Consider the following 11183-nt stretch of genomic DNA (forward strand, 5'->3'; position numbering starts at 1 on the left):
TACGCCGACGGCGTCGCCATGGTGCAGCTGCTCGGCCCGCAGGACCGGCTGCTGCGCGTCGTCGAGCGCGAGCACCCCGGCGTCGACGTCCACGTCCGCGGCAATGAGATCACCCTGACGGGAGAGGCGGATGCCGTCGCCGCCGCACGCACGCTCGTCGACGAGCTGCTCGCTATGACGAAAGCGGGGCACGCGCTCGGCGAGTCCGACGTGTCGTCGTCGAACCGCATCCTCCGCAGCGACGGCGGGCCGCGCCCCTCGGAGGTGCTCGGGGAGGCGATCCTGTCGTCGCGAGGCAAGGTGATCCGCCCGAAGACCCTCGGTCAGAAGGCATACGTCGACGCCATCGAGGAGAACACGATCGTCTTCGGCATCGGCCCGGCCGGTACCGGCAAGACGTATCTCGCGATGGCCAAGGCCGTGCAGGCGCTGCAGCGCAAGGAGGTCAGCCGCATCATCCTCACCCGGCCGGCGGTCGAGGCGGGGGAGCGGCTCGGATTCCTGCCGGGAACGCTCACCGACAAGATCGACCCGTATCTGCGGCCGCTGTACGACGCGCTGAACGAGATGCTCGACCCCGAGCTCGTGCCGAAGCTGATGGCGACGGGGACGATCGAGGTCGCCCCGCTCGCCTACATGCGCGGCCGTACGCTGAACGACTCGTTCGTCGTGCTCGACGAGGCGCAGAACACCACGCCCGAGCAGATGAAGATGTTCCTCACGCGTCTCGGCTTCGGCACGCGCATGGTCGTCACCGGCGACATCACGCAGGTCGACCTGCCCCAGGGGGCCTCGGGACTCCGCCTCGTGACCCGGGTGCTCGGCGACATCGACGACATCCACTTCTCGTACCTGACGAGCGACGACGTGGTGCGCCACACGCTGGTGGGCCGCATCGTCGACGCGTACAGCGAATACGACGAGCGTCGGCTGGCCGCGCGCCGCGAGCGCGACGAGGCGAGCGAATTCGCCAACCGAGCCGAGCGCCGAGGCGCCCCGCGCCCCGGCGGCCCGCGCGACCACATGCCCAAGCGAGGACGTTCATCATGACCATCGAGATCAGCAACGAATCCGGGATCGCCGTCGACGAGACGGTGCTGCTGCGCCTGATGGAGCACAACTTCGCCGAACTGCACGTGAGCGCCGACGCCGACGTGGCGATCCTCCTCGTCGACGAGGGCGCGATGGAGTCGCTCCACGTGCAGTGGATGGACGAGCCCGGCCCCACCGACGTGCTCAGCTTCCCCATGGACGAGCTGCGACCGGGCACCGAAGACGCGCCGACGCCTCCGGGTCTGCTCGGCGACATCGTGCTGTGCCCGCAGGTCGCCGAGACCCAGGCGGTCGCGGCGAAGCACTCCACGCAGGACGAGCTCGTCATGCTCACCACCCACGGGCTCCTCCACCTCCTCGGCTTCGACCACGCCGAGCCCGAGGAGGAGCGCGAGATGTTCGGACTGCAGCGCGAGCTGATCTCGGCGTTCGAGGCATCCGAGCGCCGACGACCCCGCGCATGACCGCCGCCCTCCTCCTCGCCGCCGCCGTCGTCCTGCTCGCCTTCGGCGCCCTCATGGTCGCCGTCGACGCGGCGCTCGGCGTCACCTCCCGCGCCGACCTGGCCGATCTCGCCGCCGGCGGCCGCAACGCCGCCGCGCTCGGGCGGATCGGCGCCGACCCCGAGGCGCACTCGACCGCGGTGAACTTCATCCGCGTGCTCGCCGAGACGACGGCTGCCGTGCTCGTCACGGTCGCGCTGGTCGACCTGTTCAACAGCATCTGGTGGGCCATGCTCGCCGCCGCCGTGCTCATGACGGGGATCTCGTACGTCGTCGTCGGCGCGAGCCCCCGGTCGGTCGGTCGTCGGCACGCGAAGGGTCTGCTGCGCTGGGCCGCACCCATCATCCGCGGAGTGCGCATCATCCTCGGGCCGCTCGCGCATGGCCTCGTCGCCCTCGGCACACGCATCACGCCCGGCGCTCGGAGCTCGTCGTTCGCGTCGGAGGAGCAGCTGCTCAGCATCATCGACGAGGCGACCGAGAACGAGCTCATCGAGGAGGACGACCGGGAGCTCATCCACTCGGTGTTCGACTTCACCGACGCGTTCGTGCGCGAGGTGATGGTGCCGCGCACCGACATGGTCACGGTCGACGCATCCTCGACCACGCGCGAGGCGATGGCGGTGTTCCTCGACAAGGGGGTGTCGCGCGTCCCCGTCGTCGATGACGACGCCGACGACGTCACCGGCGTCCTCTATCTCAAAGACCTCGTGCAGTTCGGCTTCCGCGATGAGGCCGGCTGGCGCGATGCCCCGATCACGCGCATCACCCGGCCGGCGGTGTTCATCCCCGAGTCGATGAAGGCCGAGACGCTCCTGCAGCAGATGAAGCGCGATGCGGTGCACGTCTGCCTCGTCGTCGACGAGTACGGCGGCGTCTCGGGCCTCGTGACCCTGGAAGACCTCATCGAGGAGCTCGTGGGCGAGATCGCCGACGAGTACGACCCCCGCGCCGACGAGGTCACCGAGCTCGCGCCCGGGCACTACCGGGTGAGCTCGCGCCTCGGACTCGACGAGGTCGGCGACCTGTTCGGGCTCGAACTCGACGACGAGGACGTCGACTCGATCGGCGGGCTCCTCGGCAAGGCGCTCGGACGCATCCCGCAGCCGGGCGCGACGGCGGACTACGCCGGCCTCGTGATGACCGGCGGCGCCACGCGCGGCCGCGGTCGCGGGATCGCGACGGTCTTCGTCGAGCGCAGCGACACGGCCGACGAGGCCGAGCCTGCCGCCGCACGACACCCGCGCACCGGCGAGATCCGCGTGGTCGCACCCCGCACGGGCGAGACCCGTGTGGTCAAGAAGGGCGGAAGATGATGGCCGAGCAGACCCGATCCGGTTTCGTGACGTTCGTAGGACGACCCAATGTGGGCAAGTCGACGCTCACGAACGCACTCGTCGGCGAGAAGGTCGCCATCACCAGCGACAAGCCGCAGACGACGAGGCGCGCGATCCGCGGCATCCTGAACCGCCCGAGCGGCCAGCTCGTCATCGTCGACACCCCGGGCCTCCACAAGCCGCGCACCCTCCTCGGGCAGCGCCTGAACGACCTCGTCGAGCAGGTGCTCGGAGACGTCGACGTGATCGGCTTCTGCGTGCCGGCGACCGAGAAGGTCGGCCCCGGAGACCGGCGCATCGCCGAGTCGCTGTCGGGGTACGGGCGCGCCAAGAAGGTCGCGATCGTGACGAAGACGGATGCCGCGTCCCGCGACCAGATCACGGAGCGCCTGATGGAGGTCGACAGCCTCCGCGAGGACTGGGCGGCCGTCATCCCGCTGTCCGCCGTCGCCCACGAGCAGCTCGACGTGCTCTCCGACGAGCTGCTCGCCCTGATGCCGGTGGGTCCTGCGCTGTACCCCGAGGGCGTCGTCACCGACGAGACGCTCGAGGACCGCATCGCCGAGATCATCCGCGAGGCCGCGCTGGAGGGCGTGCGTGACGAGCTGCCGCACTCGATCGCGGTCACGATCGAAGACATCGCGCAGCGCGAGACGGGGTCGATGACCGACATCCACGCGAACCTCATCGTCGAGCGCGACAGCCAGAAGGCCATCATCATCGGCCACAAGGGCTCGCGCCTGCGCGACGTGGGTGCACGCGCCCGCGCGCAGATCGAGCCCCTGGTGGGGACGAACGTGTTCCTCAAGCTCCACGTGCGCGTCGCCAAGGAATGGCAGCGCGACCCCAAGCAGCTCGGGCGGCTCGGGTTCTGACGTGGCCGCGCACTGGATCGCGCCGCGGCCGGGCACCCCGGAGGTCTGGGAGTTCGTCGAGCACGAGGTGCCGGCGCCCGGCAGCGGCGAGGTGACGATCGCGGTGCGCGCCGCGGGGATGAACCCCGCCGACGTCAAGCACGTCGCGTCGGAGCGCCCTGGGGCGACGTTCCCCGTGCCGATCGGGTACGAGGTCTCCGGCGTGCTCACCGCGATCGGCCCCGACACCGTGATCGGCTCCGGCGCCGCGCGGATCGGTGACGAGGTGGTGGCCTTCCGTGTGCAGGGAGGCTACGCCACCGCACTCACGGTCGACGCGTCGACGGTGTTCGCGAAGCCGGCGCGGCTCAGCCACGCCGAGGCCGCGAACCTCCTCCTCGCCGGCACGACGGCGGCCGAGATGCTCGACGTGGTGAGCGCCGGAGCGGGCGAGACCATCCTGGTGCACGGCGCCTCCGGCGCGGTCGGGGTGAGCGTCCTCCAGCAGGCTCGGCTTCTGGGCGTGCGGGTCGTGGGGACGGCGGGTGAGCACGGCGCCGAGCGTGTACGACGGTACGGCGGCATCCCGGTCCGCTACGGCGACGGGCTCGCCGCGCGGGTGCGCGAGGCCGCGCCGTCGCCGGTGGCGGCGGCGCTCGACTGCGTCGGCACGGCCGAAGCCGTCGACGTGTCGCTCGACCTCGTCGCCGACCGCTCCCGAATCGTCACCATCGTCGCCGCGGCACGCGCCGCGGAGTCCGGATTCCGCGCCGTCGCGGGGGCGCTGCCGGCCAGCGCCCGGTTCCGCGACGCCGCCCGCGCCCGGCTCCTCGACCTCGCAGCGTCGGGCTCGCTCGAGGTGCCCCTCGCGACGACCTACCCGCTCGCCGACGCGAAGGAGGCCGCGGCCCACCTCATGGCGGGGCACACCGGCGGGAAGATCGCACTCATCCCGTGACGGCGGTCGGGCAGCTCAGCCGTCGATCGCGCGCAGCGCGGAGCGGATGACGACGACGCCCTCCCCGTAGTCGGCATCGGCGGCGTCCTGCCAGGTGCCGTCGTCCCAGACGACGTCTACCCAGAGCCACCCGTTGTCGGGAGTCGATCCGAGGAGCGCGTCGCCGAGTGCATCCGGCAGCCCGTCCTGGATCTCCTGCAGCTCAGCCTCGTCTCCGGCTCCCGGCTCGCCGCCGGTCGGGTCGTCGAGCATCATCGGGTCGTAGAGCGCCAGCATGATCGGCGGCTGGGTGACGGTGAACGTCTCGCCGTCGTACGTGCCCTGCACCGCGTAGGAGCCCCACGTCACGTCGCCCGAGGTCTCGGAACCGTCGAGCCTGTCCCACGACCACTCGGCGAGGGGGAGTCCGGAGCACTGCGGCGGGTACGACTCCTGAACCGCGCCGAGGCACAGCTCGACAACGCCCGCGACGTCCATCACCATCCCCTGGGCGATCACCTCGCCCTCCGGCGGCGCCGGCCACAGCGAGCCGAGAGAGCTTCCGGGCGGGGCATCGCCGGCGGGCGCTGCGGTCGCGCAGCCGGTCACCAGCACGGCGGCGACGATCGTGAGGGCGGTGAGAGCAGGAAGTCGGCGATGACGGGTCATATCTGGTCAGTGTCGTGCACAAAGCGATCGTCTCGCCCGCTTCGGCGACATCCTGCTAACATCGACGCATGCGCTTCGGCCGGCTTCTCCTTCTTAGCCGCCGCGACGAGACCTCGTTCTAGGGCCTTCCTCGTCGCGGAGCTTCGTCGTTGGCCCGCATCATCCGGTATCGCGTCGGCCGTTCGGACCGCCGATCCAACACAGAAGTGAAGCGACCATCATGGAGAACTCCCAGAAGCCGTCCGGCATGCCGATCCACAAGTATCGGCCGTTCCACGAGCAGATCCGGGTGGATCTGCCCGACCGCACCTGGCCCGCACAGCGCATCACCACCGCGCCGCGCTGGTGCGCCGTTGACCTCCGCGACGGCAACCAGGCGCTGATCGACCCGATGAGCCCCGAGCGCAAGCGCATCATGTTCGACCTGCTCGTGAGCATGGGCTACAAGGAGATCGAGGTCGGGTTCCCCTCGGCCAGCCAGACCGACTTCGATTTCGTGCGGCAGCTGATCGAAGAGGATCTTATCCCCGACGACGTCACCATCCAGGTGCTGACCCAGGCGCGCGAGCACCTCATCGAGCGCACGTACGAGTCGATCGCCGGCGCCAAGCAGGCCATCGTGCACCTGTACAACTCCACGAGCGTGCTGCAGCGCGAGGTGGTCTTCCGCACCGACAAGCAGGGCATCATCGACATCGCGCTCGAGGGCGCGCGCCTGTGCCGCGAGTTCGAGAAGCGCATCCCCGACACGAAGGTGTACTACGAGTACTCGCCCGAGAGCTACACGGGCACCGAACTCGAGTTCGCAGTCGACATCTGCAACCAGGTGCTCGAGGTGCTCGAGCCCACTCCCGACCGCAAGGTGATCATCAACCTGCCCGCGACGGTCGAGATGGCGACGCCCAACGTCTACGCCGATTCGATCGAGTGGATGTCGCGCAACCTCGCCCACCGCGAGAACGTCATCCTGTCGCTGCACCCCCACAACGACCGCGGCACCGCGATCGCGGCCGCAGAGCTCGGTTACATGGCCGGCGCCGACCGCATCGAGGGGTGCCTGTTCGGCAACGGGGAGCGCACCGGCAACGTCGATCTGGTCGCGCTCGGCATCAACCTGCTGACCCAGGGCATCGACCCGCAGATCGACTTCAGCGACATCGACCAGGTCAAGCGCACCGCCGAGTACTGCAATCAGCTGCCGGTTCCGGAGCGCAGCCCCTGGGCGGGCGACCTCGTCTTCACCGCCTTCTCGGGATCGCACCAGGACGCGATCAAGAAAGGCTTCGAGGCGATGGAGGCGCGCGCCGATGCCGCCGGCGTCACCGTCGACGAGATCGAGTGGGCGGTCCCGTACCTGCCGATCGACCCCAAGGACCTCGGCCGGTCGTACGAGGCCGTGATCCGGGTCAACTCGCAGTCGGGCAAGGGCGGCGTCGCGTACCTCCTGAAGTCCGACCACTCGCTGGATCTGCCCCGCAAGCTGCAGATCGAGTTCTCGGGCGTGGTTCAGGCGAAGACCGACGCCGAAGGCGGCGAGATGACGAGCGACCAGATCTGGTCGATCTTCACCGACGAGTACCTGCCGTCTTCCGTCGCCGACGATCGCTGGGGACGCTACGAGCTGCTGGCGACGAGCACGCGCAGCGACATGTCGGGCGACGTCGCGTTGGACGTGACCCTGCGCGCGGGCGAGGAGACGGTCTCGACCTCCGGGCACGGCAACGGTCCGGTCGCCGCGTTCCTCGAGATCGTGCGCGGCGCCGGCTTCGACGTGACGCTCTACGACTACGTCGAGCACGCGCTGAGCGCGGGCGGCGACGCACAGGCCGCTGCGTACGTCGAGCTGCAGGTCGACGGGGAGCGCCTCTGGGGCGTCGGCATCGACGGAGACATCTCCACGGCGTCGCTCAAGGCGATCGTGTCGGGCGTGAACCGCGCCATCCGCATCCGCGAGAGCGCCGGCGAGCTCGTCGACGCCTGACGCCCGACTCGAGCAGATGCGCTTGCTCGACGGCCGGGACCTGTGCCCGGCCGTCGAGTGAGGAGCGCCGAGCGAGACCGCAGCGACAGGATGAGACGCGCGCAGCGGGTCAGGGCTTGATGATCGGGATGGCGGTCGTCTCGACCGCGACCTTGCGCCGGTAGAGCGCGCGCTGCTCGGGCAGCGAGATGTCGAAGATCACGGCGAGCAGCCGGATCACCGTGGTCACCACGATGCCGATGATCGAGGCCACGACGATGTCGACGCCGAGCGCGTGGGTGGCCGCGAGCACGAGGCATCCGACGCCCGCCGCGACGGCGTACAGCGAGCCGACGTGCATGATCGCGACGGGCAGACCCATGATCACGTCGCGCAGGATGCCGCCGCCCACCGCCGCGCAGACGCCGACGAAGATCGCGGGCACGGGCGGCAGACCGACGACGAGCGCCTTGCTGGTGCCGAAGGCGCCGAACATGCCGATCACCAGGGCATCGAGGCCGAGGATGACGGCGTTGACGCGCTGGAAGACCCCGGCCAGCAGCATCCCGACCAGGGCCGCGCCGGTGGCGGTGAGCAGGTACCAGTTGCTCTGCAGGGTCGTGGGAGTCACGTTGAGGAGCAGATCGCGGATGAGTCCTCCGCCCATGCCGACGACGATGCCGATGATGGCGACGCCGAGGAAGTCGAGGCGGCGGTCGCCGCGGAAGCCCGACGCGAACAGTGCACCCTGGATGCCGCCGAGGCCCACGGCGATGAGGTCCGCCCAGAGCGGGATGACGAAGACCGGCTCGTTCACCCGTACATTCTCGCGGCATGGCGCGCGAATGCGCGCATCCGGATTCTCACACGGGGAGCACTCCGGCGGTGCGCCATGGCGCCGCCGGTGCGGCGGCGGAGGATAATCGTCTGGTGCCCACCTACCGCGATGAGGTCGTGGTCCTGCGCACCCACAAGCTGGGTGAGGCCGACAGGATCGTGACGATGCTGAGCCGCCGTCACGGCAAGCTCCGCGCCGTCGCGAAGGGCGTCCGACGCACCTCGTCGCGCTTCGGCTCGCGCCTCGAGCCGTTCATGGTCGCCGACGTGCAGCTCTACGAGGGCCGCTCCCTCGACGTGGTGCAGCAGGCCGAGTCGCTGGGCTCGTACGGCGCCGACATCGCGGTGCACTACGACCGCTACACGTCGGCGCACGCGATGGTCGAGGCTGCCGACCGGCTCAACGAGGCCGAGGCCACCCCCCAGCAATACCTGCTCCTGGTAGGAGGCCTCCGCGCTCTGGCGAAGGGCGAGCACGCGGCACGCAGCATCCTCGACTCGTATCTGCTGCGCGCGATGGCGCTGTCGGGCTGGGCGCCTGCCCTCTCCGAGTGCGCGCGCTGCGGCACCGTCGGCCCCCACGACGCGTTCGTCGCGCAGCTGGGCGGAACGATCTGCCGGGACTGCGCGCCGGTCGGCGCCGCACGGCTCGACGACGCGACAGCCGGCCTCCTGCGGTCGCTGATGGCGGGGGAGTGGGACGAGGTGGATGCCGCGCCCCCACGGGCGACGGCCGGCGCATCCGGACTCATCGCCGCCTACGCGCAGTGGCACCTCGAGCGTGGCATCCGCTCGCTCGCCCACGTCGCCGCACCCGAGGAAGGACCCCGGTGACACCGAAGCCCTACACGCACCGCGATGCGGTGCCGTACCGACCGCTCGACTGGACCGGCGTGTACCCGCCCGCCTTTCCGCGCGGCGCGGTGCCGAACCACGTCGCGATCGTCATGGACGGCAACGGCCGGTGGGCGAACCGGCGCGGACTCACGCGCGTCGAAGGTCACAAGGCAGGCGAGGCAGCCCTGCTCGATGTCGTCGCCGGCGCGATCCAGGCCGGCGTCAAGCACCTGTCGGTCTACGCCTTCTCGACCGAGAACTGGTCGCGGTCGCCCGACGAGGTGCGCTTCCTCATGGGGTTCAACCGCGATGTCCTGCACCGCCGCCGCGACCAGCTCAACGAATGGGGGGTGCGCGTGCGCTGGGCTGGGCGCAAGCCCCGCCTGTGGTCGAGCGTCATCAAGGAACTCCAGCATGCGGAGCGGCTGACCGCCGGCAACGACGTGCTCACGCTCACGATGTGCGTGAATTACGGCGGGCGTGTCGAGATCGCCGACGCGGTGCGCTCGATCGCCGACGACGTGGCGGCCGGCATCCTCAAGCCGTCGGCGGTGTCGGAGAAGCTCATCCAGAAGCGGCTGTACCTGCCCGACATGCCCGACGTCGATCTGTTCGTGCGCTCCAGCGGCGAGCAGCGCACGTCGAACTTCCTCCTGTGGGAGTCCGCCTACGCGGAGTTCGTCTTCCTCGACACGCTGTGGCCGGACTTCTCCCGAGTCGATCTGTGGGAGGCGATCGGGCTGTACCTCGACCGCGACCGGCGATTCGGCGGCGCCGTGGACACCCCGGGAACCGCCGGCTGAGCATCCCAGTATGCATCCGCCGGAATAGACGCGGGGTGAGCGGTGGTTGCCCTCAGCATGACGGATGCCATCAAGATCGACGTGTGGAGTGACATCGCCTGCCCCTGGTGCTACATCGGCAAGCGGAATCTCGAGAACGGACTGGCAGCCGCGGCCGCCGACGAGGATGCCCCCGAGGTCGAGGTGGTCTTCCATTCCTTCGAGCTCTCACCCGACACCCCCGTCGACTTCGACGGCGGTGAGGCAGAGTACCTCGCCACGCACAAGGGCGTGTCGACCGAGCAGGCACAGCAGATGCTGGAGCGCGTCACGGGCGTCGCGGCGGACGCCGGTCTCGCCTACCGCTTCGATCTGCTCAAGCACACCAACACGGTGAAGGCGCACGAGCTCCTCCATTACGCGAAGGAGCAGGGTCGCCAGGCGGTGCTCGCCGAGCGCCTCATGTCGGCGTACTTCACCGAGGGCCGACACCTCGGTGAAGAGGACGAGCTCGTCTCGCTCGCCGCCGACGCCGGACTCGACGCCGACGGCGCACGTGAGGCCCTGCGGAGCGGTCGCTTCCTCGCCGCGGTGCGTGCCGATCAGGCGCAGGCATCCGCCTACGGCATCAACGGGGTGCCGTTCTTCGTCATCGACGGCAAGTACGGCGTGTCGGGCGCCCAGCCGGCCGACGCCTTCGCGCAGATCGTGCGGCAGGTGTGGGCCGAGCACCGCGAGCCCGCAGACGTCGACGCCTGATTCGGCCAGACAGCGATCAGCCCCCGATGCTCACCGGAGTGTCGGGGGCTGATGCGCGTCTGGATCAGGAAAGCGGGTCAGCGCGGAAGGTTCGCCTCGATGACCGCCACGATGGCCGGGTCGTCGGGCTTCGTCTTCGGGCGGAAGCGGTGCAGTTCGCCGCCGGGCGCGATGACGAACTTCTCGAAGTTCCACTGGATCGGGCCGCGGTTGCCCTCGGCGTCGTCGGCCTTCTTCAGGGCCTTGTACAGCGGCGCGGCCTTGCCGCCGTTGACCTTCACCTTGTCGAAGACGGGGAAGCTGACCCCCCAGGTCGTCGAGCAGTACTCGAGGATCTCGTCCATCGACCCCGGCTCCTGCCCCATGAACTGGTTGCACGGGAACCCGAGCACAGTGAATCCGCGGTCGGCGTACGCACGCTGAAGCTGCTCGAGCTGCTCGTACTGCGGTGTCAGTCCGCACCGCGAGGCGACGTTCACGACGAGCACGACCTGGTCGGCGTAGTCCGCCAGCGTCGCGCTGCCGCCGTCGGCGGTCTGGAAGGGGATGTCGCGAAGATCAGTGGTCGTGGCCTCGGTCATAGCGACAGGCTAACCGCTCTTCACGTGGCGGGGGCCGCCGCACGCCCGGTTCGCCGCGCTCGCACAGCCTGCGT

Annotated in this window: 12 protein-coding genes; 9 read left to right on the top strand and 3 right to left on the bottom strand. The window is 69.9% G+C overall.

Features of this window, described 5'->3' with window-relative positions:
* The first annotated feature begins 18 nt into the window (after positions 1-18).
* The 5 genes from JOD63_RS06335 to JOD63_RS06355 are packed head-to-tail and all read left to right on the top strand — an operon-like array spanning position 19 to position 4705.
* Positions 19-1050, top strand: a complete 1032-nt coding sequence (locus JOD63_RS06335; protein WP_245244320.1) for a PhoH family protein — start codon at positions 19-21, stop codon at positions 1048-1050.
* Positions 1047-1517: an rRNA maturation RNase YbeY gene (gene ybeY, locus JOD63_RS06340; RefSeq protein WP_045276782.1), complete on the top strand. Its 471-nt coding sequence runs from the start codon at positions 1047-1049 to the stop codon at positions 1515-1517. Before JOD63_RS06335 ends, ybeY begins: the two co-directional genes overlap by 4 nt.
* Positions 1514-2872 (top strand): hemolysin family protein, encoded by a 1359-nt coding sequence (locus tag JOD63_RS06345; RefSeq protein ID WP_045276783.1) that lies wholly within the window; start codon positions 1514-1516, stop codon positions 2870-2872. The genes ybeY and JOD63_RS06345 overlap by 4 nt, the downstream gene beginning before the upstream one ends.
* The gene (gene era / locus JOD63_RS06350) at positions 2872-3768 is read left to right on the top strand and encodes a GTPase Era (protein ID WP_045276784.1); all 897 of its coding nucleotides are present in this window, start codon (positions 2872-2874) and stop codon (positions 3766-3768) included. Before JOD63_RS06345 ends, era begins: the two co-directional genes overlap by 1 nt.
* Before the next feature lies 1 nt (position 3769).
* The gene (locus JOD63_RS06355) at positions 3770-4705 is read left to right on the top strand and encodes an NADP-dependent oxidoreductase (RefSeq protein WP_045276785.1); all 936 of its coding nucleotides are present in this window, start codon (positions 3770-3772) and stop codon (positions 4703-4705) included.
* Positions 4706-4720: 15 nt separating this feature from the next.
* Here the strand turns inward: JOD63_RS06355 and JOD63_RS06360 are convergent, their stop codons facing one another.
* Positions 4721-5353, bottom strand: coding sequence for a hypothetical protein (locus tag JOD63_RS06360; RefSeq protein ID WP_045276786.1), 633 nt, complete (start codon positions 5351-5353; stop codon positions 4721-4723).
* Positions 5354-5573: 220 nt separating this feature from the next.
* Here JOD63_RS06360 and leuA point away from each other — a divergent pair, with 220 nt between their 5' ends.
* Positions 5574-7334 carry a 2-isopropylmalate synthase gene (gene leuA, locus JOD63_RS06365; RefSeq protein ID WP_045276787.1) on the top strand — a complete coding sequence of 587 codons (1761 nt, stop codon included), beginning with the start codon at positions 5574-5576 and terminating at the stop codon, positions 7332-7334.
* Between the two features lie 109 nt (positions 7335-7443).
* Here the strand turns inward: leuA and JOD63_RS06370 are convergent, their stop codons facing one another.
* Positions 7444-8130 carry a trimeric intracellular cation channel family protein gene (locus JOD63_RS06370; RefSeq protein WP_045276788.1) on the bottom strand — a complete coding sequence of 229 codons (687 nt, stop codon included), beginning with the start codon at positions 8128-8130 and terminating at the stop codon, positions 7444-7446.
* Between the two features lie 113 nt (positions 8131-8243).
* On the opposite strand from JOD63_RS06370, the gene recO reads away from it, so the two are divergent.
* The 3 genes from recO to JOD63_RS06385 are packed head-to-tail and all read left to right on the top strand — an operon-like array spanning position 8244 to position 10528.
* A complete protein-coding gene (recO, locus tag JOD63_RS06375; RefSeq protein WP_045276789.1) occupies positions 8244-8984 on the top strand; it encodes a DNA repair protein RecO in 741 nt (246 codons plus the stop codon).
* On the top strand, positions 8981-9790 hold the full coding sequence (locus tag JOD63_RS06380) for an isoprenyl transferase (protein ID WP_045276790.1): 810 nt from the start codon (positions 8981-8983) through the stop codon (positions 9788-9790). Before recO ends, JOD63_RS06380 begins: the two co-directional genes overlap by 4 nt.
* Positions 9791-9847: 57 nt before the next feature.
* Positions 9848-10528, top strand: coding sequence for a DsbA family oxidoreductase (locus JOD63_RS06385; protein ID WP_045276791.1), 681 nt, complete (start codon positions 9848-9850; stop codon positions 10526-10528).
* Between the two features lie 77 nt (positions 10529-10605).
* Here JOD63_RS06385 and JOD63_RS06390 read toward each other — a convergent pair whose 3' ends face one another.
* Complete coding sequence (locus tag JOD63_RS06390; RefSeq protein WP_045276792.1) at positions 10606-11109, bottom strand: glutathione peroxidase; 504 nt, start codon at positions 11107-11109, stop codon at positions 10606-10608.
* Between the last annotated feature and the right edge of the window lie 74 nt (positions 11110-11183).

The organism is Microbacterium terrae (assembly GCF_017831975.1).
Lineage (GTDB): Bacteria > Actinomycetota > Actinomycetes > Actinomycetales > Microbacteriaceae > Microbacterium > Microbacterium terrae.